This window comes from Streptomyces pallidus (ex Mingjun et al. 2026) (genome assembly GCF_051550185.1).
Taxonomy (GTDB): domain Bacteria; phylum Actinomycetota; class Actinomycetes; order Streptomycetales; family Streptomycetaceae; genus Streptomyces.
Window position 1 is genome coordinate 1756709 of the sequence record NZ_CP196181.1, and the last position, 26129, is coordinate 1782837.

Here is a 26129-nt window from a genome sequence, read left to right on the forward strand (position 1 = left end):
GTCGAAAGAGGTGCGGAAGCGATTCGCCCGAGTCGTTCCGCCGTACGGGCGCCAGGTGGCACGAGTGTCACGAGTGGCAGGTGGCACCTGTGTGAGGCGGCATCTGTGGCAGGTGGCACGAGTCACCGTCACCGACCCCGGGGGGCACCTCGGGCAAGCCGTCGGTGCCGCCCGGGAACGGGAGCCGCGGACCCCGCTCGGGTCCACGGCCGCCGGCCGGGGGCCGTCCCCCCCGGCCGGAGCCGGTGGGGGATCAGCCCTGCGCGGCGATGCGCGCGAGGCGCTGGGCCTCGTCCCGCGTGGAGCGGGCGATGGCGTCCTCGTCCGCGGTGAGCAGCCGGTTGTTCTCGACGATCTGCTTGCCGTTGACGAACGACGCGGTGACCGGGGCGGCCGCACCGAAGACGAGGGCGGTGACCGGGTCGGCGATCGAGGAGTGCAGGAACGTGCTGAGGTTCCACAGCACCAGGTCGGCGAGCTTGCCGACCTCCAGGGAGCCGATGTTGTCGGCGCGGCCGAGGACCTGCGCGCCGCCGTACGTACCGAGGCGCAGCGACTGGCGGGCGTTCAGCGCGGCCTCGCGGTGCACCGGGTTCAGACGGTTGATCAGCAGCGCGTTGCGCAGCTCGGTGTGCAGCTCGCCGGACTCGTTGGAGGCGGTGCCGTCGACGCCGAGGCCGACCGGGACGCCGGCGGCGAGCATGTCCGGGACGCGGGCGATGCCGGCGGCCAGGCGGGCGTTGGAGGACGGGCAGTGCGCCACACCGGTCCTGGTCCGGGCGAAGGCCGCGATGTCGGAGTCGTTCATGTGGACGCTGTGCGCCATCCACACGTCCTCGCCGAGCCAGCCGGTGGACTCGAAGTAGTCGGTCGGGCCCATGCCGAAGAGCTCGTGGCAGAACTTCTCCTCCTCGACCGTCTCGCTGCCGTGGGTGTGCATGCGCACACCGAGGCGGCGCGCCAGCTCGGCGCCCTGCCTGAGCAGTTCGGTGGAGACCGAGAAGGGGGAGCACGGGGCGACGGCGACCTGGGTCATCGAGTCGAAGGACGCGTCGTGGAACTTCTTGACGGTCGCCTCGGTGTCGGCGAGGGCGCCTTCGAGGGTCTCGACGGCGTGGTCCGGCGGCAGGCCGCCGTCCTTCTCGCTGCGGTCCATGGAGCCGCGGGCCAGGGTGAAGCGGACGCCCATCTCGGAGGCGGCGCGGATGATCGCGCCGGACAGGTCGCCGGCCCCCTTGGGGTACACGTAGTGGTGGTCCATCGCGGTGGTGACACCGCCGCGGGCCATCGCGGCCAGGGAGCCCTGCGCGGCCGAGTAGGCCATCTGCTCGTCGATGCGCGCCCAGGTGGGGTACAGCGCGACGAGCCAGTTGAAGAGGTTGTGGTCGGTGGCCAGGCCGCGGGTGATCCACTGGTAGAAGTGGTGGTGCGTGTTGACCAGACCGGGGGTCACGAGGTGGCCCGTGCCGTCGATGCGGCGTACGACGTCGTCGAGGTTCTCGGGGGCGTCGCCCGCGCCGATGGCCTCGATCCTGTTCCCGGCGATGACGATGTGACCCGAGGCGTACTCGGTGTCGTTCGCGTCGACGGTCGCGATCGCGCAGTTCTCGATGACGATGCGCCGGGTCTCGCTGTCAGTGGCTGCCATGGGGGCTTCCTCGTGCTTTCAGTGGCGGTGCGGGCACGGCAGGACCCAGGGGTTTGAGTGCCGAAACCGGGGGCCTGGCAGCTGACAGTACTGCCGCCCCGTGTGATGCTCCGGGTGCCGAGTTCGGGAAGTTCGAAGGTGGTGCGGGTGGGGCGCGGTCGGTGCGTGCTGCGGGCGGGTCCGGGTCCCGGGGCCACTGCGGAGCCCCGGGACACCGGGTGCCGGCGGGGCCTAGAGGTTGGTCAGGTCCACCGGGATGCGCGCGTCGGCGCCGTCCCGCAGGATCGTGGCCTCGATCAGACCGTACGGGCGGTCCGCGGCGAAGTAGACCTCGTTGTCGTTCTTGAGGCCGAAGGGCTCCAGGTCGACCAGGAAGTGGTGCTTGTTCGGGAGCGAGAAGCGGACCTCGTCGATCTCCGAACGGTGGTTGATGATGCGCGAGCCCATCTGGTACAGCGTCTGCTGCAGGGAGAGGGAGTAGGTCTCCGCGAAGGCCTCCAGCATGTGCTTCCTGGTGGCCTCGTAGGACTTCTCCCAGTTGGGCATCCGCTGCTCGTCGTCGGTCCAGTTGAACCGCCAGCGGCCCGACACCTGGGTGGCCAGGATGCGGTCGTACGCCTCCTGCAGGGTCGTGTACTTGTCCTTCACGTATCCCCAGAACTCGGAGTTCGTGGAGTTCATGACGATCAGGTCCTTGAGGCCGGAGATGACCTCCCAGCTCCGGCCGTCGTACGTGATCTGGGTGACGCGGGTCTCCTGGCCCTTGCGGACGAAGGAGTGCTTGACCTCGTCGGCGCCGATGAACCGGGAGTTGGCGTCCGAGGTCTGGATCCGCTCCCAGGCGTACTCCTCGATGCGGATGCGCGCCCGGGAGATCGGCTCCTGGCTGCCGACGAACCAGCGCGCCAGGTGGATGCCGAACTGCTCGGCGGACTCGATGCCGTACTCCTTGGCGAAGGCGTACACCGTGTTCTTGGTGGTGTCCGTCGGCAGCACGTTCGCGTTCGAGCCGGAGTAGTGCACGTCGTCCATGTCGCCGGAGAGGGCGACGGAGACGTTCAGGTCCTTGATGTGGTGGGTGTCGCCGTCCCGCGTGATCTTGACGACGCGGTTCTCTGCTTTGCCGTACTGGTTCTGGCCGAGAATCGTGGGCATGGTCTGCTAGCTCCCTCGGTAAACGGAGTAGCCGAACGGGTTGAGCAGCAGCGGTACGTGGTAATGCTCGCCCGGGTCGACCGCGAACGTGATGGTCACCTCGGGGAAGAACGCACCGCTGTCCCTTACGCGGGGGGCGTCCTGCTGCGCCTCGGCGGCTTGCTTCTTGGCGAAGTACGCCTCGGTCTCGAAGTCGAGGCGTACGTGGGTGGTGCCCTCCGGCAGTGCCGGCAGGTCCTTGCAACGCCCGTCGGCGTCGGTGGCCGAGCCGCCCAGGGGGGTCCACTCGGCGTCGTGGCCACTGCGGGCCGCGAGCGAGACGGCGACGCCCTCGGCGGGGCGGCCGATGCTGGTGTCCAGGATGTGCGTGGACACCGACGCGGTGGTCTCGGTGCTCATGTGGCGTGTCACTCTCCTTCGGCGAGGCGGGTCAGACGGATCCGGTTGATCTTCACGAGCTCTCCGCGGGCGATCTCCCGCTCGACCTCGGCGGTGTTCCGGATCCGGACCTTGACCGCGTCCCGCATCTGCTCGCCGGTCGCACCGGTCGCACAGATCAGAAAGACGTGCCCGAACTTCTCCTGGTAGGCCAGGTTCAGTTCGAGCAGCTCGGCCTTGAGCTCCTCGGAGGCCCCGGCCATGCCCCGCTGCTCGCGGGCAGAGGTCGGGTCGCCCGGCTTCGGACGGCCGATCGGGGGGTGGCCGGCCATGGCCTCCTCCAGGTCGGCCGGGGTGAGCTCCGCCATGGCGGCGTCGCTCGCGGCGAAGAGGGAGGCGGTGTCGGCGAAGGGGCGCCGGGCGAGGAGCCGGCCGCCCCAGGCCGCGCTGGCGCACACCTCGTGCAGTTCAGCCGCGGCCGCTGCATCGTCCAAGGTGTTGAACCGGGAAAGCCCCGGGGTCGGACTCGAAGTCACGGGAAGCCTCCGTGGCCTGCTTGATCGCTGGCCTGATTGCTTTGACGGGCTGCGCATAGCTAACGCCCTCGACAACACGGCGTCAACAGTTTGTTGAAACTTCGCGTAGACAAAAGCCGCCGTCCGGTTGATCCGGACGGCGGCTCGCGACCAGGGGTGACGGCGACATCACCTCGGATCGGTTTTATTGGGGTTTTCCCTGTTCAGGTAGTTGTAAACGGTGAAGCGGCTGACGCCGAGGGCGGTGGCCACGGTCTCGACGCCGTGGCGGACGGTGAAGGCGCCGCGCGCCTCCAGTATCCGGACGACGTCCTGCTTGGCCTTGCGGTCCAGCTGCGCGAGCGGCACCCCGTGGCGGCGCTCCAGCGCCGCCAGGATGTGGTCCAGCGATTCACCCAGCTGCGGCAGGCGCACGGCGAGCACGTCCTGCCCCTCCCAGGCGAGGACCACGTCGTCGGGCTCGGCCTGGGCGGGGTCCATCAGCACCCCGCCCATCGCGTCGACCAGCGGCTTGACCGCGGCGACGAACGGGTGGTCGCGAGGCTCGGTCATGCGCCCCCCTCCCCGATCACGTTCACCTGCAGGGAGACCCGGGTGGCCCCGGCGTCGAGCGAGTCGCGCAGCAGCGCGGACACCGCCTGGAGCACCTGCCCGGCCTCGCCCTCGGCGGTGTTGCCGAACGGGCCGACGTCGACCGCGTCCAGCTGCGCCTTCTGGATGACCTCGCGCGCGGCCACGGCATGGGCGGGGGCCTCTTCGAGGTCGAAGGGCTCGGTCGTGAACTCCACTCTCAATCGCACCTGGTCAAGCTACCCCGAGGTACGGAATTTCCGGCAGCCCCCACTTGACATCCACGCACAGGCCCATGCAGTCTTCCATCAAGCAGAAACAAACTTCCGCAATACGGAAGGAGCGCATGCCCCTCATGGGATACACGGACCAGCGCTTCGATGTGAACCTGTCGATCCTCTTCACGGAACTCCCGCTCCTGGAGCGCCCCGCGGCCGCCGCCGCGGCGGGCTTCACCGCGGTCGAGCTGTGGTGGCCCTGGATCGACACCCCCACCCCCGCCCGGGCGGAGCTCGACGCCCTCAAGACCGCCCTTGAGGACGCCGGCACCCAGCTGGTGGGCCTGAACTTCTACGCGGGGCGACTCCCGGGCCCCGACCGCGGCGCGGTCTCCGTACCGGGCGAGGAGTCGGACCGCTTCCGCGCCAACATCGACGTCGCGGCGGACTTCGCGGCCTCCGTCGGCTGCAAGGCGCTGAACGCGCTCTACGGCAACCGCGTCGAGGGGGTGGACCCGGCCGTCCAGGACGAACTCGCCCTGGAGAACCTGGCGATCGCGGCCCGCGCCGCGGACCGGGTCGGTGCGCTCCTGCTGATCGAGACGCTGAACCAGCCGGAGTCGCCGCTCTACCCGCTGGTGAGCGCGCCGTCCGCGATCGAGGTCGTGGACAAGGTGAACGCGGCGACCGGCCTCGGGAACGCCAAGTTCCTGCTCGACCTGTACCACCTGGCGATGAACGACGAGGACCTCTCCGAGGTCATCGAAAAGTACGCCGCCAAAACCGGCCACGTCCAGATCGCGGACAAGCCGGGCCGGGGCGCCCCGGGCACCGGCGACCTGCCCCTGGAGGACCTCCTCGACCAGCTGCGGAAGGCCGGCTACCAGGGGTTCGTCGGCCTGGAGTACAAGGCCGCGGACGCCGCCGCGTCCTTCGACTGGCTGCCGGCCGGGGCCCGCGCCGCCCGGTAGGGGGACGAGGTCCGGAGGTTCCCCCGGACGCGCCCGCCGCTTTTCGTACCCGCTTCCAGAGCTTTTCAGAGAAGGACCCCGTCACAATGAGCAACAACCTCCCCAAGATTGCGTGGATCGGCCTCGGCATCATGGGCTCCCCCATGTCCGAGAACCTCCTGAAGGCCGGCTACCCGGTCACCGGCTACACCCTGGAGCAGGACAAGCTGGACCGCCTCGCGGCGGCCGGCGGCACCGCGGCGGGTTCCATCGCCGAGGCCGTCGAGGACGCCGACGTGATCATCACGATGGTGCCGGCCTCCCCGCAGGTCGAGGCCATCGCCTACGGCCCCGAGGGCATCCTGGAGAACGCCAGGGCGGGCGCGCTGGTCGTCGACATGTCGTCGATCACCCCGCAGACCTCGGTCGACCTGGCGAGGAACGCGGCCGAGAAGGGCATCCGCGTCATCGACGCCCCGGTGTCCGGCGGCGAGGCCGGCGCCATCGAGGCCGTACTGTCGATCATGGTGGGTGGCGAGCAGGCCGACTTCGACGCGGCCCTGCCGATCCTCCAGGCCCTCGGCAAGACGATCGTCCTGTGCGGCCCGCACGGCTCCGGCCAGACGGTCAAGGCCGCCAACCAGCTCATCGTCGCCGTCAACATCCAGGCGTGCGCCGAGGCGGTGGTCTTCCTGGAGAAGTCCGGCGTGGACCTGGCGGCCGCCCTGGACGTCCTGAACGGCGGGCTGGCCGGCTCCACCGTGCTGACCCGCAAGAAGGACAACTTCCTGAACCGCGACTTCAAGCCCGGCTTCCGGATCGACCTGCACCACAAGGACATGGGCATCGTCACCGACGCCGCCCGCAACGTCGGCGCGGCCCTCCCGGTCGGCGCGGTCGTCGCCCAGCTCGTCGCCTCGCTGCGCGCCCAGGGCGACGGCGGCCTGGACCACTCGGCCCTGCTGCGCTCCGTCGAGCGCCTCTCCGGCGACCGGGTCTGACGGGTCCGACCGCCCGCGTTCGACGGGGTCGACCCGGTCCGCCCGAGTCCGCCCGAGTCGACCCGGCAGCCCGATCGGGCCGCCCCTCCCCCGCCGGGGACCCGAGTTTCCGGACGGTGCCGGCGCTGACACCTGTCCTGTCGCGCCCAGGCGCCGGCACCGTCCGGATCACCTCTCCCACCATGTTTCAACAAACTGTTGACGCTGCGATCGGCCCGAACCTAGGCTGTTCCGCATGACGGAAAACGCTTTCCGTCAGCAGTTTCCCGTACGGAAGGTCACCATGTCGAAGCGCACGCTGACGACCGAGTCCGGCGCCCCGGTCGCCGACAACCAGAACTCCGCCACCGCCGGCGTCGGTGGCCCGCTCCTGATCCAGGACCAGCAGCTCCTCGAGAAGCTCGCCCGGTTCAACCGCGAGCGGATACCGGAGCGCGTGGTGCACGCCCGCGGCTCGGCTGCGTACGGCTACTTCGAGGTGACCGACGACGTCACCGCCTACACCAGCGCCGCGTTCCTCAACACGGTCGGCAAGAAGACCGAGACCTTCCTGCGGTTCTCCACCGTGGCGGACTCGCTCGGCGGCGCGGACGCGGTCCGCGACCCGCGCGGCTTCGCGCTGAAGTTCTACACCGAAGAGGGCAACTACGACCTCGTCGGCAACAACACCCCGGTGTTCTTCATCAAGGACCCGATCAAGTTCCCCGACTTCATCCACTCCCAGAAGCGCGACCCCTTCACGGGCAAGCAGGAGCCGGACAACGTCTGGGACTTCTGGGCCCACGCCCCCGAGGCGACGCACCAGATCACCTGGCTGATGGGCGACCGCGGCATCCCCGCCTCGTACCGGCACATGAACGGCTACGGCTCGCACACCTACCAGTGGACGAACGACCAGGGCGAGGCCTTCTTCGTCAAGTACCACTTCAAGACGAACCAGGGCATCCGCTGCCTGTCCGCCGAGCAGGGCGCCGAGCTCGCCGGCAAGGACGCCAACTCGCACCAGACCGACCTGCTCCAGGCCATCGAGCGCGGCGTGTACCCGTCCTGGACCCTCTACGTGCAGATCATGCCGGCGGCCGAGGCCGCGGACTACCGCTTCAACCCGTTCGACCTCACCAAGGTGTGGCCGCACGCCGACTACCCGCTGCAGCGCGTGGGCCGCCTGGTCCTCGACCGCAACCCGGACAACGTCTTCGCCGAGGTCGAGCAGTCCGCCTTCTCCCCGAACAACTTCGTCCCGGGCATCACCGCCTCGCCGGACAAGATGCTCCAGGGCCGCCTGTTCGCGTACGCCGACGCCCAGCGCTACCGCCTCGGCGTCAACCACACCCAGCTGCCGGTCAACGCCCCGAAGGCCGTGTCCGGCGGGCGTGCGGACAACTACGGCCGCGACGGCTTCATGGCCACCCGCAACGGTGCGCGGACCGACAAGAACTACGAGCCCAACTCGTACCTGGGGCCGGCCGAGACCGGCCTCGCGCTGGGCGCCCCGAAGGCCGTCTCCGGCTACACGGGCACCCACGCGGCCCCGCTGCACACCAAGGACGACGACTTCTTCCAGGCCGGTGAGCTCTACCGGCTGATGTCGGAGGCCGAGAAGGAGCGCCTGGTGGCGAACATCGCCGGCGGCCTCTCCCAGGTCGGCCGCGAGGACGTCATCGACAAGAACCTGGCTCACTTCCACGCCGCGGACGCCGACTACGGCAGGCGCGTCGAGGAGGCCGTCCGCGCCCTGCGCGAGGGCTGAGAGCCGCAGGCTGCGCCGGGAGCCGGGCGGGAGGTCCGGCTCCGGGTGCTGGGCCCGTACTGCGGACCCGGATGAGGGGTGGTCCGCAGTACGGGCAGACCGCGCCGGTCCATGTGGCCGGCGCCGCGTGAGGACCGTGGCGGGCGTGCGAGCCAGTGCGGTGGTCATGGGTTCCGAGGCCCGTCTCTTGACCTGAGGGAGACGGAGCCGGGTGCCCGTCGCCGACCGCCACGGTCCCAGCCGCTCTCCCCGTCCGTGCAGGGCCGCGCACAGCGCCCCCTGCCCGTAGGGGGGAGCACCACCTTCCCCACACTCCGTCCGGCGGTGCGAACGTCCTGTCGCGCCAGCCTCGCACCGTCGGGCGGTCACATCCGAAGCGCCGGGTTCACGGACGGTCCCGTGAACCCGGCGCTTCGTCCTGCCCGGTGGGTGGTTCGCGGCGGCGGGACGGTCGGCATACTGCCCCGATGGACGGTTCCGCGGCCTCTTGGCGCAACACGACGCACGACTGGGCGAGCACGGTGGACACCGACCACCTCACGCTCATCCGCAACGACCCGGCCGCCTTCGCCCCGGGCGGCCTGACGCACCTGGTCCTCGAAGTCGTCGCCTACGCGGCCGACGAGGCGGAGTGCACGGGCGGCGGGCACTGCACCGTGACCCTCCACACCGACGGCTCCGTGTCCGTCACGGACGACGGGCGGGGCACGGACACCCGCCTCGACTCCGCGGGCCGCGTCGTGAAGAAGCCGGTGATGGCGACGAAGGACCTGCGGTTCTTCGACCACCCCGATGCGCAGCTGCTCCCCGACGGCCGTCCCCGCAGGGGCATGTCGGTCGTCGCGGCCCTCAGCGAACGGCTCGTGCACACCAACCGCCGCGCGGGCGGCGCCTGGGTCCAGGAGTACGCGTACGGGGTTCCCGCGACCGGTCTGACGCCGATCGACGACGACGGGACCACCGGGACGTCCGTCCGCTTCCTGCCCGTCCCCGGACTGCGCACGGCCGGCGGGCCGTTGGCCGCGGACCTCCTCGTACGGCTCGCCGCCGTGTGGCCGCAGCTGTCGGTGGAGGTCGAGGACCTGCGCGTCCGACCGGATTCCCGGTCCGCCCGGGGCGCCCTGACCGGGGGTTCGGTCAGGGCGCCCCGGCGCTATCGTGACTGCTGACTGAATGATCAGTCAGAGCCGATCGACCGAGAGGTACGAGCAACCGTGGCCGACCGCCAGGCGTTGATCTTGGAAGCAGCCGTACGCGTCATCGCCCGCAGCGGCATCAGGGGACTGCGCGTCGAGGACCTGGCCGCCGAGGCCGGCGTGTCCACCGCGTTGATCTACTACCACTTCAAGGACCGCGCGGGGCTGGTCCAGCGCACCCTCGCCTTCATCAACGACCGTGCCGTCGGCTACACGGAGGAGGCGCTGCAGGGCGCGCAGGACGCCCGGGACGCCCTGCTGCGGCTGCTGCTGAGCGAGGTGCAGGAGACCGGCGCGGTCCGCGAGAACAGCGTCGCCTGGGGCGAGCTGCGGGCCAGCGCCGTCTTCGACGACAGCCTGCGCGGCAACCTCGTCGGGTCCACCCGGGACTGGGTCCGGGACACCGCCGGGCTCGTCGCGGACGCCCGGGCGGCCGGCCTGGCCGATCCGCGGGTCGAGCCGCTGGACGTCGCCGAGCGGCTGACCGCCCTCGTGGAGGGGCTCAGTGGGCGCTGGCTGAGCGGTTCGCTCGACGTGGAGCGGGCCCGTGAGCTGCTGGCCGGCGCGGTCGAGGCGGAGCTCGGCCCCCGCCGGTAGGCGTGCGTGACGGACGCGCGAGCGGCCCCCGTTCCTCCTCGCGGGAGGGGCGGGGGCCGCTCGCGTACGTTCCTGCCCGACCTTCCGGTCAGGGGCAGGTCAGACCCTCAGGGCCTTGATGGCGGTCGGGGCGTGGCCGGGCTCGGTGGCCAGCTCCTCGAACTCGGTGACGTCGCTCATGTCGACGGTCTTGCTCATCGCGATGTTCGTGATGCGTTCCAGGATGGCCTCGACGACGACCGGGACCTGGTGCTCGACGGCCAGCTTCCTGGCCTGCTCGAAGGCCGCGCCGAGCTCCTCCGGGTCGGTGACGCGGATGGCCTTGACGCCCAGGCCCTCGGCGACCTTGACGTGGTCGACGCCGTAGCCGCCGAGCTCCGGGGTGTTGATGTTGTCGAACTCGAGGTTGACCTCGAAGTTGATGCCCAGGTTGCCCTGCGCCTGGCGGATCAGGCCCAGGTAGGCGTTGTTCACGAGGACGTGGACGTAGGGGACCTTGTGCTGGGCGGCGACCGCCAGCTCCTCGATCATGAACTGGAAGTCGTAGTCGCCGGAGAGGGCGACGATCGGGGTCTCCGGGTCCGCGGTGGCGGCGCCGATGGCGGCCGGGATGGTCCAGCCGAGCGGGCCGGCCTGGCCGCAGTTGATCCAGTGGCGCGGCTTGTAGACGTGCAGGAACTGGGCGGCGGCGATCTGGGAGAGGCCGATGGTGGTGACGTAGCGGGTCTCCGGGCCGAAGGCCTTGTTCATCTCCTCGTACACGCGCTGGGGCTTGATCGGGACGTTCCCGAAGTGCGTGCGGCGCTGCAGGGTGGCCTTGCGCTCCTGCGCGGAGGCGGCCCAGGCGGAGAAGTCCGGCAGCCCGCCCTCGGCCTTGAGCTCCTTGGCGACCTCGATGAACAGCTCCAGCGCGACCTTGGCGTCGGAGGCGATGCCGTAGTCCGGGGCGAAGATCTTGCCGATCTGGGTCGGCTCGATGTCGACGTGGACGAACGTGCGGCCCTTGGTGTACGCGTCCATGTTGTAGCCGGTGTGGCGGTTGGCCCAGCGGTTGCCGATGCCCAGGACGAAGTCCGACTCCAGGAAGGTCGCGTTGCCGTAGCGGTGGGCGGTCTGGACGCCGACCATGCCGGCGGCCAGCTCGTGGTCGTCCGGGATGGTGCCCCAGCCCATCAGGGTGGAGATGACCGGGACGCCCGTCAGCTCGGCGAACTCGACGAGCAGGTCGGAGGCGTCGGCGTTGATGATGCCGCCGCCGGCGACGATCAGCGGGCGTTCGGACTCCAGCAGGAAGCGGAGGGCCTTCCCTATCTGGGCGCGGGTCGCGGACGGCTTGTAGACGGGCAGCGGCTCGTAGGTCTCCGGGTCGAACTCGATCTCGGTCAGCTGGACGTCGATCGGGAGGTCGATCAGGACCGGGCCGGGACGGCCGGAGCGCATCAGGTGGAACGCCTGCTGGAAGACGCCGGGGACCTGCGCGGCCTCCAGCACGGTGGTCGCGGCCTTGGTGACGGGCTTCGCGATCGCCGCGATGTCGACGGCCTGGAAGTCCTCCTTGTGGAGCTTGGAGACCGGCGCCTGGCCGGTGATGCACAGGATCGGGATCGAGTCCGCGATCGCGGAGTACAGGCCGGTGATCATGTCGGTGCCGGCGGGGCCGGACGTGCCGATGCAGACACCGATGTTGCCCGCCTTGGCCCGGGTGTAGCCCTCGGCCATGTGCGAGGCGCCCTCGACGTGGCGGGCGAGGGTGTGGTTGATGCCGCCCACGTTCTTGAGCTCTCGGTAGAACGGGTTGATCGCAGCGCCGGGCACGCCGAACGCTTGCGCGACACCCTCGCGCTTGAGGATCTCCACGGCGGCGGCTGCGGCTGTCATACGGGGCATCGAGAACTCCTGGCGGTCCGGCGGGCAGACTGTTTCCGCAATGCGGAAGTCTTATTCTGTTATGCGAAACAAGCTAGGTGTCTGTTTCGCGTGCGTCAAGGAGCGTCCACACCGCGGAACCCACCAAAAGCCGCCTCCGGAGGGCGCGGGTCGCACAAACGGGCCCCGCGGGGCGGCCGCCCGGCGGAAAATCACCGGACGGGCGCGGCGCCGGTCGCAGGTGGTGGAGCATGGATCCACGCACGGCGACGGAGGGGGACGAGGTCATGACGGAAGCGGTGCCGGTGCGCTGCCCGGTGTGCCTGCGCGAGAGCAGCTACGCCGCCCCGGTCTTCCCCTGCGCCTGCGGGACCCCGGCCGCCCTGCCGCTGGACCTGACGGCGCCGCCCGTACCGCTGACGCACCGGACCTGGTCGGATTCGTGGGTGGCGGCGCGGTGCGGGGCCTGCGGGCTGGTGAGCGAGTGGCCGCAGCCCGAGGTGGGCTGCGGTTCGTGCGGGACGGTGGTGCGGGTCGCGGTGCACCCCGTGGGGCCGGTCGGGCCGGTGGGGACCGCGGGGCTGGCAGGGACCGCGGGGGCGGACGGGCCCACGGATACGGATACGGACGGGTCAGCAGGTCCACGGGGCTCCGGACCCCGGGCTACCGGCGCCGGAGCGGCGGACTTCCGGGCGGCGGACTCGGGGGCGGCTGACGCCCGGGCGGCGGACTCGCGGGCGGCAGCGAACATCCCCGCCGAGGCCCACGGGCCGGCGCCCGTCGGCCCGCCGGGTCCGTACGGTCCGGAGCAGCCCGGGGCCGGGGTCCCTGTGGTACCGCGGCAGCCCTTCCGCCCGATGACCATCCGCACCGCCCGGGACGCGGTGGCCGCGGCCGCGCTCTACCTGCGCTGGCTCGGCTTCCGGGACGTCCGCCAGCCCGACGGACCGTCGGTCCCGACGGCCGCCGTGGACCTGCGGGCCCCCGGCCTCGTCGCCCAGGTCGACCCGACGACCGCGCCGGCTGGGCTGCGGGCGGTGGAGTGCGTCTGGCTGAACGGGCTGACGGCGTCGGCGACCAGCGTCTACTTCGCGCTCGCCGGGTACACCCACGAGGCCCGTACCCGCGCCGACGACCTGCGGATCCCGCTGTTCGTCATGGACCTCACCGGCACGCCCCAGCCGCTCAACGACTCCGCGGACGCACTGGTCACCGCGGGGGCCTGACCCGGCGCCCCACCGGCCAGCACGTAGGCTCGGAGGCGATATCCGCTGGCCGCGACCCGTCCCGCCCCTGCCGAGGAGAGCCCGATGAGCCTGTACGACATCCCGCTGACCACCCTGTCCGACGAGCCCACCACCCTCGGGGCGTACCAGGGCAAGGTCATCCTGCTGGTGAACACCGCCTCGCAGTGCGGGCTCACCCCGCAGTACTCCGGGCTGGCCCGCCTGCAGTTCGCGTACGAGGAGCGGGGCTTCACCGTCATCGGCGTGCCCTGCAACCAGTTCGGCGAGCAGGAGCCCGGCACCGCCGAGGACATCCAGACGTTCTGCGCGACCGGCTTCGGCGTGACCTTCCCGATGCTGGAGAAGTCCGAGGTCAACGGCGAGAACCGGCACCCGCTGTACCAGGAACTGGTGAAGACCCCGGACGCGGACGGCGAGACGGGTGACATCCAGTGGAACTTCGAGAAGTTCCTGATCTCCCCCGCCGGCGAGGTCGTCGCCCGGTTCCGGCCGCGGGTCGAGCCCGAGTCCGCCGAGGTCGTCGCGGCGATCGAGGCGCACCTGCCCGCGTAACCACCCGACGCACGCGGTGCGGGCCGACCGTACGATCAGCCCGCACCGGGCGGCATCCGGGCGGCATCCGGCGGCACCGACCGGGGCGCCGGCCGTCAGCCCAGCTCGGCTTCGTCGTACTCCGCCCCCGAGCCCGCCGCGGTGAGCTCCCGCAGCTCCACCCGGCGGATCTTCCCGGAGACGGTCTTCGGGAGCTCCGCGAACTCGATCCGGCGGATCCGCTTGTACGGGGAGAGCACCGCGCGGGAGTGCGCGAACAGCGCCCGCGCCGTCTCCGGACCCGGCTCCCAGCCCGCGGCCAGCGCCACGTACGCCTTCGGCACCGCCAGTCGCAGCGGGTCCGGGGCTGGTACGACGGCCGCCTCCGCCACGGCCTCGTGCTCCAGCAGCGCGCTCTCCAGCTCGAACGGGCTGATCTTGTAGTCGGAGGCCTTGAAGACGTCGTCGGAGCGCCCGACGTAGGTCAGGTAGCCGTCCGCGTCGCGCGAGGCGATGTCGCCCGTGCGGTAGAGCCCGTCCGCCATGGCCTCGGCGGTGCGCTCCTCGTCGTCGCGGTAGCCGGTCATCACCCCGGCCGGGCGCGCGCCGAGGTCCACGCAGACCTCGCCCTCGTCCGGGGACACCTTGCCCGTGACCGGGTCGAGGAGGACGATCTCGTAGCCGGGCGCGGGCCGCCCCATCGAGCCGGGCTTCACCCGCGCCCCGGGGAAGTTGCCGATCTGGAGGGTGGTCTCGGTCTGGCCGAACCCGTCGCGGATGGTGACGCCCCACGCGTCGCGGACCTTCTCGATGACCTCCGGGTTGAGGGGCTCGCCGGCGGCGACCGCCTCGCGCGGCGGGTTGCTCAGCTTGCCCAGGTCGGACTGGATCAGCATCCGCCACACGGTCGGCGGGGCGCAGAAGGTGGTCACGCCGTGCCGGTCCATCTCCGCCATCAGCCGCTCGGCGTCGAAGCGGGTGTAGTTGTACACGAAGGCGGTGGCGCCGGCGTTCCAGGGGGCGAAGAGGTTGGACCAGGCGTGTTTGGCCCAGCCGGGCGAGGCGATGTTGAGGTGCACGTCACCGGGGCGCAGGCCCAGCCAGTACATGGTGGACAGGTGCCCGATGGGGTACGAGGCGTGCGTGTGCTCGACGAGCTTGGGGCGGGCGGTCGTCCCGGAGGTGAAGTACAGCATCAGCGGGTCGCCGGCCAGGGTCTCGCCGTCCGGGGTGAAGACCGGGGCGGCCCGGTACATGTCCTCCAGGCGCCGCCAGCCGGTGGGCACCTGCGGTCCGGCGGCGATCCGGGTGTAGTTCCCCGGGACCCCGTCGAACTTGCCCGTGTCGTCGGCGCGCACGATGACGTGGCGGACGCGGCCCCGCTCGATGCGGTCGTGCAGGTCGGCCGGGCCGAGCAGCGGGGTGGCGGGGATGACGACGGCGCGCAGCCGCATCGCGCCGAGCATGACCTCCCACAGTTCGCGCTGGTTGCCGAGCATGACGAGCACCCGGTCGCCGGCGGCGACGCCCTGCTCGCGCAGCCAGTTCGCGGCGGAGCAGGAGCGTTCGGACAGTTCGCGGAAGGTCAGGCCGCGGCTGGTGCCGTCCTCCTCGGCGATGCGGAGGGCGTCGGCGGAGCCGGTGTCGCCGTGGGCGAGGTGGTCGAACCAGTCCTCCGCCCAGTTGAAGCGCTCGGGCCGCGGCCAGCCGAATCCGGCGCGGGCGCCCTCGTAGTCCTCGCGGTGGGCGAGGAGGAAGTCCCGCGCGGCACGGAACCCGGCGGCGGCGCCGTTCCCGGCCGCCGCCCCTGCATTCTCGACGGTGTTGTGCGTCATGAGGGGCATCGTGCCGTGCGGGCCGCGCGCCCCACCAGAGGCGGGTCAGCCGTGGATTGACCCGAAGCGGACGGCGCCCGCCCCGGCCGGGCCCCCGGCCATGTCGGTGACGAGCCGCTCGCCTTCGGCCACGACGGCGTCCTCCTCCTGCCGGGTGGCCTTGCCGAACAGCTCGACGGTGAGCCGGCCGTCCGCGTCCAGGCGCCACAGCCCGGCGAGGAACCCGTCGACGAGGAGGGTGCAGTGCGCCTGATTGCCCGTCCAGGTGCGGCCCTTGAAGTCGGCGGGGACCACCCGGGTGCGGTCGGCGTGCGACAGCAGGAGGTTGTCGAACTCGGGCAGGAAACGGGGCGGCGCCGGCGTGTCCGCCCCGGGCCGGGGCGCGTCGGGCAGGTCGAACAGCTCCACGCCGTTCTCGTCGCGGAAGACGGCCAGCTGCGGCCGCAGCCGCTCGAAGGATTCCCGCAGACGGGTGAGCCCGGCCCACACCTGCATGTCCTTCACGGAGGCGGGCCCGAAGGCGCTGAGGTAGCGCAGCACGAGCCCGTCCCGGCCCGGCTCGCCCCCCTGTGGCTCCCGGGCCGGTTCGACGCCGAGCCACCGCTCCACGGTGGTGAGCCGTACCTGCCCGCTGCGCCCCCACACCCCGCGCGGCGTGACCTGGACGAGCGGCAGCAGGCAGCGCGCGGCGACGGACAGGGCCTGCGGGTCGGCGTCGGGCCAGTGCTCCAGCAGCTCCTCGCGGATCTCCCCCGGGGTGCGCGGCCCGGCTTCGACGAACGCGCGGGCGAGCTCGCCGAGGCGTTCGAGGTCCACCCCGACGAGGCCCTTGCGGAAGTTCCCCAGCTCCCGGTCCCGGGGCGCCTGCACGAGGGGGCGGAGCGTGAGCGCGTCCTCGGCCGTGTGGGTGTGGATGGTGGAGCGCAGGGTGACCGTCCGGACCACCCGGCGGGACTCCATCAGCCCGGCGAGCTCGGCGGGCCGGAACCCGGCGAGCCGTGCGTGCAGCTGGAAGTACGGCGGCCTGACGTTCTGCGCCTGGAGCCCGAGCAGGTGCGCGACGGCGTCCGACGCGGGCATCTCGGCGCGGCTGAGGAGTAGCTGGCGGGCGAGCGTGGCACGGTTCAGTGAACGGGTGTCGAGTACGGGATGCGTCGTCCTGGAGGCCATGCCGCCAAGCTATCCCCGATCGCGGACACCTTCTGTCCGCAACAAACCGGGGAACGAACCGGAACGCACAGGAAAGCAACCCACCACCCGCCACCCACCACCCACCACCCGCCACTCATTGCCCGAACCCTCGACCCGCCGGGAGTTGACCTGCGATGCCGGAGCGCCCAGACCGCCGCCCCCCGCCGTCGCCGAAGCGACCGGGGTGGCGCCGCGCCACGCCCCCGCCGGCCGAGACACCGGCCGAGACGCCCGGGGACCACCGCAGCGTGATCGACTCCGCGGTCTACCGCCAGGGCAGACGCGTGGCGACTCCGGCGACGCTCGCGGAAACCTTCCGCCGGCTGCGCGAACAGCCCAACCGCATGGCGTGGATCGGCCTGCACCGCCCCACCGAGACGGAACTCCTCTCCCTCGCCGAGGAGTTCAACCTCCACGAGCTGGCCGTCGAAGACGCCCTCGAAGCCCACCAGCGCCCGAAGCTGGAGCGCTACGGCGACACCCTGTTCGTGGTCCTGCGCGCCGCCCGCTACCTGGACGCCCCGGAGGAGGTGGAGTTCAGCGAGCTCCACATCTTCGTCGGCCCGGACTTCCTGATCACCGTCCGGCACGGCGCCGCCCCCGACCTCCCCGCGGTCCGCCGCCGCATGGAAGAAACCCCCGAGCTCCTCTCCCTCGGCCCGGAGGCGGCCCTGTACGCGATCCTCGACGCGGTGGTCGACGGCTACGCCCCGGTCGTCGAGGGCGTCCAGAACGACATGGACGAGATCGAGACCGAGGTGTTCCGCGGCGACCCGGAGGTCTCCCGCCGCATCTACGAACTCTCCCGGGAGATGGTCGAGTTCCAGCGCGCCACCCGCCCCCTGGTGGCCATGCTCCACGGCCTGATGGCGGGCTTCGCGAAGTACGGCACGGACGAGGAGCTCCAGCGCTACCTCCGCGACGTCGCCGACCACGTGACCCACACCAGCGAACGCGTCGACGGCTTCCGCCAGGCCCTGACGGAGATCCTGACGGTCAACGCGACCCTGGTCTCCCAACAGCAGAACGCCGAAATGCGCGCCCTGGCCGAAGCCGGCTTCGAACAGAACGAGGAGATCAAGAAGATCTCCTCGTGGGCGGCCATCCTCTTTGCACCCACACTGGTGGGAACCATCTACGGCATGAACTTCGAAGACATGCCAGAACTGAAGTGGGCGGGTGGCTATCCCTTCGCGATCCTGCTGATGGCAGTGGTCTGCGTCAGCCTCTACGTCATCTTCAAGAAGCGCGACTGGCTGTAGACCACACATCAACACCGTTGATCAACTTAGCTCTTGCGAACACCTGAAAGTGGCCCGCAGGGCCCCCTGGGGAGAATCTGGGGAGAATGCGCAGCCCGCCCCCGCAGGCCACTCCCCCACGCTCCGCGCTGCGCCCGTGCCGTCAACCGCCTTCAGTGACACGTCATGTCGCCTCGCGCAGGATGGGGAAAACGCAAAGGCCATGGGTTCGAGTTTCCCGAAGGGGGGCGTAGCCAAACTCGCGGATGGCGCGTCCAGAACGGTGCCGGAGCGGGCCAGGGTCGTCCGGGCCCGCCGAACCGAGGGCCAGGACGAAACCCCGAACGAGTGACGGACGGCTGGGGCCGTTCCGCAAGGGCCCGCGCCCTCAGTAGGGTCCGCTCATGCCACAGCATCAAGAGCTCATACACGGCACGCTCGTCGTCACCCAGGAGGTCACCTACATCACCCCCGCTCAGCGCCGCGAGATGGGCATGACTACGCGTGATGTGGTCGAGAACGCGCTGTACCTCATCGACCCTTCGCGGATGGTTCCTCCAGGCTGTGACATCCAAAGCTGCACTTACCGGCGGCCGGAGACGGCTGACTTCAACATGCCCGAATGGGCCACGCATCGTGTCTCGAAGTCGCGGGGCCTCTTCCGCAAGCGGAAGGCGTACTTCTCGTGTCCTGAGCATCTCGACACGGTGAAAGCCGCGCTGATCTTCGGCCACAGCGGCGATCCCAACCCCTGACCCTCACACGGCCCCAGCACCTGCTCGGCGTCGATGCCGTCGGGTGTGTGGCTATTCGCCGGGCTGGCCGAGATCAGGGCCAAAGGGGCAATGAGCGGACCTCGAATCCTTGAATGTCCTGTTCAGGGCGACGGGACCTCGGGCACATGATTTTCCTGGTCCGGGCGCGAACCCCGGGTCAGTCACCGGTACGCCGCCACCACGACCGGGCGGCGGGTACCGCAGCCGGTAGGGCATTGACGTCGTTGGCACGCAGTACCTCCCGGGTCGCCTCCGCCAGGGCGAGCACGGCCACCGAGTGGGCGTTCAACAGCTGCTCCTGCTCTGCTCTGACCGCCGGGAGCTCCGCGTCGGCCAGGATCTGGTCCCTCTGGTCCTGCGTCAGCCAGTCAGCCCGCGCCAGGAGTCCGTAGGCATTCTGGCGGTGCCCGTTGCGCTCGTTCTCTTCCGCCAACTCATCGACGCACGACCTGCGCAGCTCCTCGACCGCCGAGTACGCCTGGTGGGCGATTGAGTACTCGGCGGTGCCGGCAGCGACGCCCGCCAGGGCCTTCAAGGCGCGGAAGGCGGGTGCGCGCAGCAGTGCCAGGGTGGTGTACTCGTCGACCGCGTCGTACACAGGGCCGGTCAGGGCCACGACCGCTGCCGGGGCGATCAGCTCAATCTCTGCCTTCCGTAGACCGACCTCCTCCCAGGCCGCCCCCACTTGCTCCACCTGCCCCTCCCGCAGGAACATCCCGGTCGCGTGCCTCGTCGCGTCCCGAGAGGCGCGGATGAACGCGGCTATCTGTACGCGTCGGTCGTCCCGCAGGGCGGCCAGGTGCTGCGCCTCAGCGGTGATCCGAGCCGCATCCCGTGCGGCAGCAGCCTGCGCCTTGCCACCATTGGCCTGCACCCATGCCGAGAGCCAGCTCCCGAGGAACGAGGAGACGAGCGCAACACCCGCGACGAGGCCCGTGAAGACCTCGGGGTTGTCCTTGAAGAAATCGAACCACTTATCCATGGACCGACATCTTGCACGCACCCAGCAGACCAGACCTGCCCGGCAGGGGACTGTCACATGCCCGGGAAAGCTCGGAGATCACGGCCGAGCAGTGGGCTGGGTCGCCTGCCCAGTAATACGATCTGAGGATGTCGATCGAGCGGTACGCCGACCAGTTCATGCAGTGTGCCCTCGACGTCTCAGGCGGTGATCTGCAGGAGATCCTGAACACTGAGCAGATCCTGAGCAGCGCCCGATTGGACGAAGCCGATGAACGGGCGATCATCTCGTCGCTGCTCTCCCGCGGGCTGGTGACACGTGTGGTCGACCAGGCGGATGGCTCCTCACCCCTGATCAGGCTGACGGCGGGCGGTCTGGAGAAGGCGTGCCAGTTGCGGACGGATTCGGAATCCAAGGCAAAGCGTGAGACCCACTTGCACAACATGCTGGTGCGCTGGGCCTATCAGAACGCCCCGGCGGGCGGCTGGGCCAGCCTGCAGCTGTTCGCCCTGGACGAGGCGTGGTGGTTCTGTGGGACGCAGGTCACGTGGGACGAAGTGAACGCGGCAGTCACCTACCTCGCCGAGCGCGGACTTCTCCGGGTCCAGCAGACCCCCGGTTACACCGACATCGCGCCAACCGCCATGGGCACCGACTTCGCACATGGCCCTACAACCTTGAGGACCTTCATGAACAACCAGCAGGCGCCCGGGCCGAGCATCACCAACAACATCGGCAGCATGTTCTTCAACGGCGACATCACCAACAGCGCCATATCCACCGGGAGCGGCAACGCCCTGACCAACAACGGTGTTGCCCCGGCTGCTCTCTCCGCGCTGGTTACCCAACTCCGGGAGCTCGCGCCCAGCCTTGAACTGCCCGAACAAGACGCCCAGGACCTCGCCGGGGAGATCGACAGCCTGGAACGGGAAGGCACCGATCCCGGGCGCGGGGCCAGGATCTGGCGGTCCATCCGCCGGATGATCGCGCCCGCGCTGGTCACAGCCGGAACCGACCAGGGCCTGCAGGCCACCATCGCGGCAGGCTCGGCGCTCTTTGGCTGATGCAGGTCAGGGCGCTGGCTTCTGACGCTTCCTCGGGACCCGCGATGACACAACGCGCCGAGAGCACGGGTGGGATGGCCGTCGCCTTCCCACCCGTCCGGACACGCCCTACACCCACCGCTACGACTGCCGAACCCGACCCCAACGGCTCACGAGGCCGCCGCGTAGTGTGCCGAGTCCATCATGGTCAGCTGCGCTTAGACCTGGAGCGCCATCCAACCGACCGCTTCTGACCGACGCCTCCGGGCCCTGTCACGCTGGAAACGCCGCCAACACCACTGACATCCGGCAGCCAGCCACCCATTGATCACGCCGTGACCAGGCCTTGAGGCACGTACTCGGGCACCGTGCCGAGCAGTGCGTCGATGGCCGCGCGGCCCTTGCCGCCGGCCTCCGGCATGAAGTGGGCGTAGTGGTCGAGGGTGATGGTCGGACTTGAGTGGCCAAGCCACCGTGCGAGCGTGACGATGGACTCGCCCGCTTCGAGGAGGACCGAGGCGTAAGTGTGCCGGAGCACGTGGAAACCGTCCTTGCGGGAGGCCTTCCACCGGGTGCCCCGCTCCCGTACGGGAATGACTCCGGCCGCTGCGAGGGCCGGCTTCCAGGCCTCGTCGTTGAAGATGTTGGCGCGGATGGCATTCCCGTACGTCGTCGTCAGGATGAGCGGGAAACTCTGCCTCTCCCGGTCGGGTTCCGGTCCGCCCCAGGGGAGCTCGACGTCGACGGCTGGATGGTCGAGGAAGTACGCGGCCAGTTCCGTGGCCACCGACCGGGGCATGTCGACGATGCGCGTTTTGCCACCCTTGGGTAGGGCGAAGTAGAGGCGCCCGGAGAGGAGCTGCACCTGCCTGCGCACCCGGATGACTCCGCGTTCGAAGTCGATGTCCTTCGGCGATAGCCCGAACACCTCGCCCTGGCGCAGCCCACACCCCAGCGCGACGACGACCGCGATCCGATAGCGAGGATTGATCACGTCCCGCACCCTCTGCGCCGTTGCCAGTGGCCACGCGTCACGATCCTCGTCCGGCGCCTTCGGCCAGCGCACCGTCTTGGCCCGCATCGGATTGCGCACCAAGCGCTTGTCGTCGATCGCGGTCTCGAAGATGTTCGACAGCGAGGTCAGGATCTGCCGGGCGTACCGCGGAGAGCACTCGCTTTCGAGCATGGCTATGTAGCCACGCAGGACGGTCGCCGACACGTCGCGCAGCGCCACCGCACCGAGGTGCGGAAGGATGTGGAGTCGTACACGCTCGTCGATCCGCTTGATCGTGCCGGGCGCGCCGCGAACGCCAACGCGCCAGTGGCACGTGACGAAGTCGGCCAAGGTGATAGAACCGTCGCGCGGGTCGACGAACTCGCCCCGCTCGCTGTCGGTGCCGGCCCGGCGGAGCCACGCCTTGGCATCTTCCAGGGTGTCGAACGACATGCCCCGGACACCCGGGATGCCCGTGACCCGATACCGGCTGCCCTTGCCGTACCGGGCGGTGCGCTCGCGCTTGCCGGTGACGGGGTCCTTCTTCTTGTTGATCCAGCGGTCTTCGATGTAGCCGGCCAAGTGCTTCCTTGCAGATAGGGGTTCGGGACGGTCGGCCGGAAGCGTCAGACGGTTGCCGGGCAGGCAGCGCGCCGCTTCGGTGCGGCGCTCACGGGGTTGAGGTCGGGGTTGGAGCGGGAGTCAGCCTGCTCCTGCGCACGTATCCAGGCGTCGAGCTCATCGACCCTGTACGTCACCCGCCCGCGGGCGCCCATCCGGAAACTGGGCGGACCCTGCCGCCGGTGACGCCAGACGTAAAGCGTCTTGGGTGAAATGCCGAGATACGCTGCCGTGTCCTGGACCCCGAGAAACGCACGGCCGACGGTGGAACGGTGACGAAACTCGGGGGCACCGACAGGTGAAATCGGATCGATGACGGACAAGCGAAGTTCCTTACGCAGGGAACGGGGAAATAGAGCACTGGCCACTCACAGGCGCAGCAGCCTCCAGGAACCACCAATGGTGCGGAGAATCCCCGGTTTCGGAAACCGGGGATCGTCGGCTATATTCCGCCCACCCTCAGCGACTCGGGGCGGCACGACGGACCAGCGAGAAGCGCGTTCGGCGAGGATCCAAGGGCTGCGGCGATGGCGACGAGGTCGTCGATGTCGCAGCGGCGTACCGTGCGTTCGATGCGGGAGAGAGCGGTGAAGGTCATGGGGCGGCCGAGTGCGGTGACCCGGGCGGCGAGCTGGCGCTGGGAGTATCCACGGGCCACGCGGGTGCGTTCGATGGCCTGGGCGGCGGCGCGTCCGGCGGGTCCGATTTCAAGAGGGCGTGGCGGCATTGGTGTGTTGTAGCTTGCCCGCCGGAGGCTCGGGAAGGCATTCCCCGTCTGCTGTGAGCGATCCCCGGCCGACATCGGATATCGCGGGCAATTTCGCCGACCGGGGTTTCGGGTTTACGGTCGTGCGACCGGAAAACCTTTCACGGCCGCTTGAGCCAGGTCTGGACTTCTGGATCCGGGGTGTGGCTGTGTTGTCCACGTACCCCGGCCCCGCCGGTTTGCCTGCCCCGATTTCGAAAGGCGGTCGATCTCCATCGCCCGTATCCGCACCATCAAGCCCGAGGCCTTCGCCTCCGAGTCCCTGGCGGCCGTGTCCCTGAGCGCCGAGCGGACCTTCTTCGGTCTGCTCACCCAAGCCGACGACAAGGGCCGCATCCGCGACCAGTCCGCCGTCATCGCCGGACAGCTGTGGTCGCTGCGCCGCGAACACGGCCCGGTGGAGGTAGAGGACGATCTGACGCAGCTCGACGCGGCCGGCTTGATCTGCCGCTACGAGGGCAAGGACGGAAGGCAGTACCTGCACGTCGTCGCCTTCGCCCTCCACCAGAAGATCAACCGCCCCAGCATCAGCAGGATCCCGTCCTGCCCGCACCACGACCTCGGCGTCCCGCGTGAGCCCTCACTGCCGGTGCACGAAGCCGTCACTGAGGTCTCCAGGACGGGTCAGGCCACAGGCAGTGAGCCCGCCATGAGCAGGGAATCCGCAGGTCAGGGGCAGTTTAGTGAGCCCTCACAGCCGGTTGAGGGAGGGCTCACTGCGCCTGACGTGAGCCCTCAGCGTCCGGATCTAGGACCTAGGAACAGGGATCTAGGAACTACCCCGTTGGGAGGCGTGAGCGCCCCCGCGCCCCAGACCGTCTCGGCGCAGGACCTCATCACCGAGTACGCCGCGGCCTGCGAGCACCGCCCTCCCTCCACCGTGCTCGGCCAACTCGGGCAGGAGGCCAAGAAGCTCCTCGACGAGGGCATCGACCCCGCCCACGTACGAGCCGGTCTCGACCGCCACCGTGCCAAGGGCCTCCACCCGAAGACCCTGCCCAGCCTCGTGCACGAGGTCATGAACGCGGGTGCCTCAACGCCCATCGCCGCCCACCGCCCCTGGACCAACCCCACCGACGTCGCCGCCGCCTACGGGGGTGCCCTCTGACCACCACCGCCCTCCCGCAGCCCGCCGACCACAGCGTCCGGGCCATGGCTGGCATCCTGCGCCGCCGGGGCATGGACCCGTCCGTCATGGAATCGCAGGAACCGGAGCCTGCGCCCCAGCCGGTCACCTCCCTGGAACTGGCCGACGCCCGCATCCCCCCGCGCTACCGGCAGGCCCTCGCCGATCACCCCCAGGTCACCGCCTGGGTGGACGAGATCAGGCGTGCCGGGCGCCCCGGCCCGTCCGGCACACGGGGCATCGCAGAGGGCCCGTCGCTGCTGATCGCCGGCCCCACCGGCACCGGCAAGACCCACCAGGCCTACGGGGCCGTCCGCAGCCTGCTCGCGGCCGGCGTCCGCCTGCGCTGGGAAGCCGTCACCGCCGCCGACCTGTACGCCCGCCTGAGGCCGCGACCAGGACTCGACGCCGAGCGTGAACTGCACACCCTGGCCCGCTGCCCGCTGCTGGTCCTGGACGACCTCGGCGCCGCGAAGGGCAGCGAGTGGACGGAGGAGCTGACCTACCGGCTGATCAACCACCGGTACGAGTACCTGCGCCCCACCCTTCTCACGACCAACCTCCCCATCGACGATCTCCGCGCCGCCCTCGGTGACCGCGTCGCTTCCCGCCTCTCCGAGATGACCCACCGGGTCATCCTCAACGGGCCCGACCGCCGCCGCACCTCCCCCACCGCTTGAGCGCGCCCACCCCTTTGGAGCATCACCCGCTTGACCACCACCTCCCCCCGCACGCAGACGGCCGAGCGGTACGCCCTCGCCATCGCTGGATGCGTCATCGTCGCTCTCACCGCCGCGGGCTTCTGGCTCTCCTACGCCCACCTCGCCGAAGTCGCGGGGCGGCACGGCCTCGGGACTTCCCCCACCCGCCAGTGGGCATGGCCCGCCACGCTCGATGCCTTCATCGTCGCCGGCGAAGTGCTCATGCTCCGCGCCAGCCTCCGCCAGGAATCCGACGGGTGGGCGATCTCCCTCACCGCTGCCGGATCGCTGGGCTCGATCGCCCTGAACGTCGCCGGCGTCAGCAGGTCCGGCGGACTCCCGGCCCCGGCCCTCGACTACGTCGTTGCCGCTGTCCCACCAGCAGCCGCGCTCTTCGCCTTCGGCGTCCTCATGCGGCAGATCCATCGCCACGTCGCTGCCGAGGAGTCCCGCCACAGTCGCCGTCCGGCAGGGGAACCCTCAGCACATCCCGCGGACCTGGAGCGTCCCCGCGGGCACTCCGCCACACCGCAGCTCCCGGACCCGGAACGGCACACAGGCCGCCAGGGTGACCGCCCCACTCCGGCTGGCGCCGTACAGGGCGCATCAGTCGATGTGGCGGAAGAGTCCGATCAAGTGGCGGAAGCCCACGTCCCGCCGAAGAAGCGCACCGGCCGCAAGCCCGCCGCCACCGACGACGAGCTGTTCGCCATCGCCCTCACCGCCCCGCTCGGACGCGACGGACGCGCGTCGAGCCGCCACATCGAGACGGCTGTCCGCGCTCGCGGCCTCCCCATCGGCAGGGACCGGCGGAACAAGATCACCCGGCAGGTCCAGGCCGAACTCAACAGCAGCCAAGCAGACGCCGCGTAGGCCCGGTCTGAAAATCACGCTGCTCCCCCGCGCATCCGTCGCGGGGCGAGCTGGCGTTCCTACTCCCCATCCCCACAGCCTCGATGCCATTCCAGCCCGACCGACAGGAGGGACGCTCTTGCACGACAACCCCACTGCCACGCGTCCCCACAACCTCCAAGCAGGCGACCCCTACCCAAGCCCCAGATGGAGCAAGTTATCGGCCAAGACGCTCTTCCCCGTCGGGGGAGAGTGTCTCGACCAATCCCGCCCCTGGAGTTGCGGGAGCGGACCGGAGCCAGGGGGACCGGTCCACCAGGCAGCGACCGAGGGCGGATCGCAGCCGAGGAAAGAGCAGCAGACTGCGTGCGCGAAGTCG

At 70.3% G+C, this 26129-nt stretch carries 26 protein-coding genes; 13 read left to right on the forward strand and 13 right to left on the reverse strand.

The window, feature by feature from the left end; genetic code table 11:
- Positions 1-253 precede the first annotated feature (253 nt).
- The 6 genes from ACSHWO_RS07545 to ACSHWO_RS07570 form a co-directional block, all read right to left on the reverse strand.
- Positions 254-1648 carry an 8-oxoguanine deaminase gene (locus ACSHWO_RS07545; protein WP_361100766.1) on the reverse strand — a complete coding sequence of 465 codons (1395 nt, stop codon included), beginning with the start codon at positions 1646-1648 and terminating at the stop codon, positions 254-256.
- 231 nt (positions 1649-1879) lie between these two features.
- The gene (gene pucL / locus ACSHWO_RS07550) at positions 1880-2803 is read right to left on the reverse strand and encodes a factor-independent urate hydroxylase (RefSeq protein ID WP_385804981.1); all 924 of its coding nucleotides are present in this window, start codon (positions 2801-2803) and stop codon (positions 1880-1882) included.
- 6 nt (positions 2804-2809) lie between these two features.
- Positions 2810-3202 carry a hydroxyisourate hydrolase gene (gene uraH / locus ACSHWO_RS07555; protein ID WP_385804982.1) on the reverse strand — a complete coding sequence of 131 codons (393 nt, stop codon included), beginning with the start codon at positions 3200-3202 and terminating at the stop codon, positions 2810-2812.
- Positions 3203-3210: 8 nt separating this feature from the next.
- Complete coding sequence (gene uraD / locus ACSHWO_RS07560) at positions 3211-3717, reverse strand: 2-oxo-4-hydroxy-4-carboxy-5-ureidoimidazoline decarboxylase (RefSeq protein WP_361100757.1); 507 nt, start codon at positions 3715-3717, stop codon at positions 3211-3213.
- Positions 3718-3885: 168 nt separating this feature from the next.
- On the reverse strand, positions 3886-4269 hold the full coding sequence (locus tag ACSHWO_RS07565; RefSeq protein ID WP_385804983.1) for a helix-turn-helix domain-containing protein: 384 nt from the start codon (positions 4267-4269) through the stop codon (positions 3886-3888).
- A complete protein-coding gene (locus tag ACSHWO_RS07570; RefSeq protein WP_361100750.1) occupies positions 4266-4517 on the reverse strand; it encodes a hypothetical protein in 252 nt (83 codons plus the stop codon). Before ACSHWO_RS07570 ends, ACSHWO_RS07565 begins: the two co-directional genes overlap by 4 nt.
- A gap of 125 nt (positions 4518-4642) precedes the next feature.
- Here ACSHWO_RS07570 and ACSHWO_RS07575 point away from each other — a divergent pair, with 125 nt between their 5' ends.
- The 5 genes from ACSHWO_RS07575 to ACSHWO_RS07595 all read left to right on the forward strand — a co-directional run bounded on the left by ACSHWO_RS07575 (position 4643) and on the right by ACSHWO_RS07595 (position 9999).
- The gene (locus ACSHWO_RS07575; RefSeq protein WP_385805031.1) at positions 4643-5476 is read left to right on the forward strand and encodes a TIM barrel protein; all 834 of its coding nucleotides are present in this window, start codon (positions 4643-4645) and stop codon (positions 5474-5476) included.
- Between the two features lie 86 nt (positions 5477-5562).
- Positions 5563-6456 (forward strand): 2-hydroxy-3-oxopropionate reductase, encoded by an 894-nt coding sequence (locus ACSHWO_RS07580; RefSeq protein ID WP_361100747.1) that lies wholly within the window; start codon positions 5563-5565, stop codon positions 6454-6456.
- 283 nt (positions 6457-6739) lie between these two features.
- Positions 6740-8206, forward strand: coding sequence for a catalase (locus ACSHWO_RS07585; RefSeq protein ID WP_361100783.1), 1467 nt, complete (start codon positions 6740-6742; stop codon positions 8204-8206).
- Positions 8207-8673: 467 nt separating this feature from the next.
- Positions 8674-9375, forward strand: a complete 702-nt coding sequence (locus ACSHWO_RS07590; protein ID WP_438310622.1) for an ATP-binding protein — start codon at positions 8674-8676, stop codon at positions 9373-9375.
- Between the two features lie 45 nt (positions 9376-9420).
- Complete coding sequence (locus ACSHWO_RS07595; protein WP_361100741.1) at positions 9421-9999, forward strand: TetR/AcrR family transcriptional regulator; 579 nt, start codon at positions 9421-9423, stop codon at positions 9997-9999.
- Between the two features lie 99 nt (positions 10000-10098).
- On the opposite strand, the gene gcl is transcribed toward ACSHWO_RS07595, so the two are convergent.
- Positions 10099-11886: a glyoxylate carboligase gene (gcl, locus tag ACSHWO_RS07600; RefSeq protein WP_385804986.1), complete on the reverse strand. Its 1788-nt coding sequence runs from the start codon at positions 11884-11886 to the stop codon at positions 10099-10101.
- 230 nt (positions 11887-12116) lie between these two features.
- Here gcl and ACSHWO_RS07605 point away from each other — a divergent pair, with 230 nt between their 5' ends.
- Together ACSHWO_RS07605 and ACSHWO_RS07610 are read left to right on the forward strand one after the other, a co-directional pair.
- The gene (locus ACSHWO_RS07605) at positions 12117-13091 is read left to right on the forward strand and encodes a hypothetical protein (RefSeq protein WP_438310625.1); all 975 of its coding nucleotides are present in this window, start codon (positions 12117-12119) and stop codon (positions 13089-13091) included.
- A gap of 84 nt (positions 13092-13175) precedes the next feature.
- Positions 13176-13664, forward strand: a complete 489-nt coding sequence (locus ACSHWO_RS07610; RefSeq protein ID WP_361100732.1) for a glutathione peroxidase — start codon at positions 13176-13178, stop codon at positions 13662-13664.
- A gap of 95 nt (positions 13665-13759) precedes the next feature.
- Here ACSHWO_RS07610 and ACSHWO_RS07615 read toward each other — a convergent pair whose 3' ends face one another.
- Positions 13760-15478: an AMP-binding protein gene (locus ACSHWO_RS07615; protein WP_385804988.1), complete on the reverse strand. Its 1719-nt coding sequence runs from the start codon at positions 15476-15478 to the stop codon at positions 13760-13762.
- Between the two features lie 45 nt (positions 15479-15523).
- Positions 15524-16648: a winged helix DNA-binding domain-containing protein gene (locus tag ACSHWO_RS07620; protein WP_438310628.1), complete on the reverse strand. Its 1125-nt coding sequence runs from the start codon at positions 16646-16648 to the stop codon at positions 15524-15526.
- A 155-nt stretch (positions 16649-16803) separates the two neighbouring features.
- On the opposite strand from ACSHWO_RS07620, the gene ACSHWO_RS07625 reads away from it, so the two are divergent.
- Positions 16804-17931 carry a magnesium and cobalt transport protein CorA gene (locus tag ACSHWO_RS07625; protein WP_438310630.1) on the forward strand — a complete coding sequence of 376 codons (1128 nt, stop codon included), beginning with the start codon at positions 16804-16806 and terminating at the stop codon, positions 17929-17931.
- Between the two features lie 383 nt (positions 17932-18314).
- Complete coding sequence (locus tag ACSHWO_RS07630; RefSeq protein ID WP_438310632.1) at positions 18315-18665, forward strand: hypothetical protein; 351 nt, start codon at positions 18315-18317, stop codon at positions 18663-18665.
- 178 nt (positions 18666-18843) lie between these two features.
- On the opposite strand, the gene ACSHWO_RS07635 is transcribed toward ACSHWO_RS07630, so the two are convergent.
- Entirely contained in the window at positions 18844-19668 is an 825-nt protein-coding gene (locus ACSHWO_RS07635; RefSeq protein WP_438310634.1) for a hypothetical protein, read from the reverse strand.
- Between the two features lie 128 nt (positions 19669-19796).
- On the opposite strand from ACSHWO_RS07635, the gene ACSHWO_RS07640 reads away from it, so the two are divergent.
- Positions 19797-20711, forward strand: a complete 915-nt coding sequence (locus ACSHWO_RS07640) for a hypothetical protein (protein ID WP_438310636.1) — start codon at positions 19797-19799, stop codon at positions 20709-20711.
- Positions 20712-21018: 307 nt separating this feature from the next.
- Here ACSHWO_RS07640 and ACSHWO_RS07645 read toward each other — a convergent pair whose 3' ends face one another.
- The 3 genes from ACSHWO_RS07645 to ACSHWO_RS07655 all read right to left on the reverse strand — a co-directional run bounded on the left by ACSHWO_RS07645 (position 21019) and on the right by ACSHWO_RS07655 (position 23032).
- Positions 21019-22266, reverse strand: coding sequence for a tyrosine-type recombinase/integrase (locus ACSHWO_RS07645; protein ID WP_438310638.1), 1248 nt, complete (start codon positions 22264-22266; stop codon positions 21019-21021).
- Positions 22267-22310: 44 nt separating this feature from the next.
- On the reverse strand, positions 22311-22628 hold the full coding sequence (locus tag ACSHWO_RS07650) for a helix-turn-helix transcriptional regulator (RefSeq protein ID WP_438310640.1): 318 nt from the start codon (positions 22626-22628) through the stop codon (positions 22311-22313).
- A 119-nt stretch (positions 22629-22747) separates the two neighbouring features.
- A complete protein-coding gene (locus tag ACSHWO_RS07655; protein WP_438310642.1) occupies positions 22748-23032 on the reverse strand; it encodes a helix-turn-helix domain-containing protein in 285 nt (94 codons plus the stop codon).
- Positions 23033-23285: 253 nt separating this feature from the next.
- On the opposite strand from ACSHWO_RS07655, the gene ACSHWO_RS07660 reads away from it, so the two are divergent.
- From ACSHWO_RS07660 to ACSHWO_RS07670, 3 genes are read left to right on the forward strand one after another with little or no spacing between them, the layout of a single operon-like run.
- Positions 23286-24179, forward strand: a complete 894-nt coding sequence (locus ACSHWO_RS07660) for a hypothetical protein (RefSeq protein WP_438318984.1) — start codon at positions 23286-23288, stop codon at positions 24177-24179.
- A gap of 44 nt (positions 24180-24223) precedes the next feature.
- A complete protein-coding gene (locus ACSHWO_RS07665) occupies positions 24224-24877 on the forward strand; it encodes an ATP-binding protein (RefSeq protein ID WP_438310644.1) in 654 nt (217 codons plus the stop codon).
- 30 nt (positions 24878-24907) lie between these two features.
- Positions 24908-25771 (forward strand): DUF2637 domain-containing protein, encoded by an 864-nt coding sequence (locus ACSHWO_RS07670; RefSeq protein ID WP_438310646.1) that lies wholly within the window; start codon positions 24908-24910, stop codon positions 25769-25771.
- Positions 25772-26129: the final 358 nt, after the last annotated feature.

Excerpts from the sequence above, each read along its gene's own strand:
- ACSHWO_RS07545 (WP_361100766.1), bottom strand. The coding sequence starts at position 1,648 with ATGGCAGCCACTGACAGCGAGACCCGGCGCATCGTCATCGAGAACTGC.
- ACSHWO_RS07610 (WP_361100732.1), top strand. The coding sequence starts at position 13,176 with ATGAGCCTGTACGACATCCCGCTGACCACCCTGTCCGACGAGCCCACC.
- pucL (WP_385804981.1), bottom strand. The coding sequence starts at position 2,803 with ATGCCCACGATTCTCGGCCAGAACCAGTACGGCAAAGCAGAGAACCGC.
- ACSHWO_RS07605 (WP_438310625.1), top strand. The coding sequence starts at position 12,117 with ATGGATCCACGCACGGCGACGGAGGGGGACGAGGTCATGACGGAAGCG.
- ACSHWO_RS07585 (WP_361100783.1), top strand. The coding sequence starts at position 6,740 with ATGTCGAAGCGCACGCTGACGACCGAGTCCGGCGCCCCGGTCGCCGAC.
- ACSHWO_RS07625 (WP_438310630.1), top strand. The coding sequence starts at position 16,804 with ATGCCGGAGCGCCCAGACCGCCGCCCCCCGCCGTCGCCGAAGCGACCG.
- uraH (WP_385804982.1), bottom strand. The coding sequence starts at position 3,202 with ATGAGCACCGAGACCACCGCGTCGGTGTCCACGCACATCCTGGACACC.
- ACSHWO_RS07655 (WP_438310642.1), bottom strand. The coding sequence starts at position 23,032 with ATGCCGCCACGCCCTCTTGAAATCGGACCCGCCGGACGCGCCGCCGCC.
- ACSHWO_RS07630 (WP_438310632.1), top strand. The coding sequence starts at position 18,315 with ATGCCACAGCATCAAGAGCTCATACACGGCACGCTCGTCGTCACCCAG.
- ACSHWO_RS07590 (WP_438310622.1), top strand. The coding sequence starts at position 8,674 with ATGGACGGTTCCGCGGCCTCTTGGCGCAACACGACGCACGACTGGGCG.
- ACSHWO_RS07635 (WP_438310634.1), bottom strand. The coding sequence starts at position 19,668 with ATGGATAAGTGGTTCGATTTCTTCAAGGACAACCCCGAGGTCTTCACG.
- ACSHWO_RS07665 (WP_438310644.1), top strand. The coding sequence starts at position 24,224 with ATGGCTGGCATCCTGCGCCGCCGGGGCATGGACCCGTCCGTCATGGAA.
- ACSHWO_RS07620 (WP_438310628.1), bottom strand. The coding sequence starts at position 16,648 with ATGGCCTCCAGGACGACGCATCCCGTACTCGACACCCGTTCACTGAAC.
- ACSHWO_RS07580 (WP_361100747.1), top strand. The coding sequence starts at position 5,563 with ATGAGCAACAACCTCCCCAAGATTGCGTGGATCGGCCTCGGCATCATG.
- ACSHWO_RS07615 (WP_385804988.1), bottom strand. The coding sequence starts at position 15,478 with ATGACGCACAACACCGTCGAGAATGCAGGGGCGGCGGCCGGGAACGGC.
- ACSHWO_RS07575 (WP_385805031.1), top strand. The coding sequence starts at position 4,643 with ATGGGATACACGGACCAGCGCTTCGATGTGAACCTGTCGATCCTCTTC.
- ACSHWO_RS07565 (WP_385804983.1), bottom strand. The coding sequence starts at position 4,269 with ATGACCGAGCCTCGCGACCACCCGTTCGTCGCCGCGGTCAAGCCGCTG.
- ACSHWO_RS07640 (WP_438310636.1), top strand. The coding sequence starts at position 19,797 with ATGTCGATCGAGCGGTACGCCGACCAGTTCATGCAGTGTGCCCTCGAC.
- gcl (WP_385804986.1), bottom strand. The coding sequence starts at position 11,886 with ATGCCCCGTATGACAGCCGCAGCCGCCGCCGTGGAGATCCTCAAGCGC.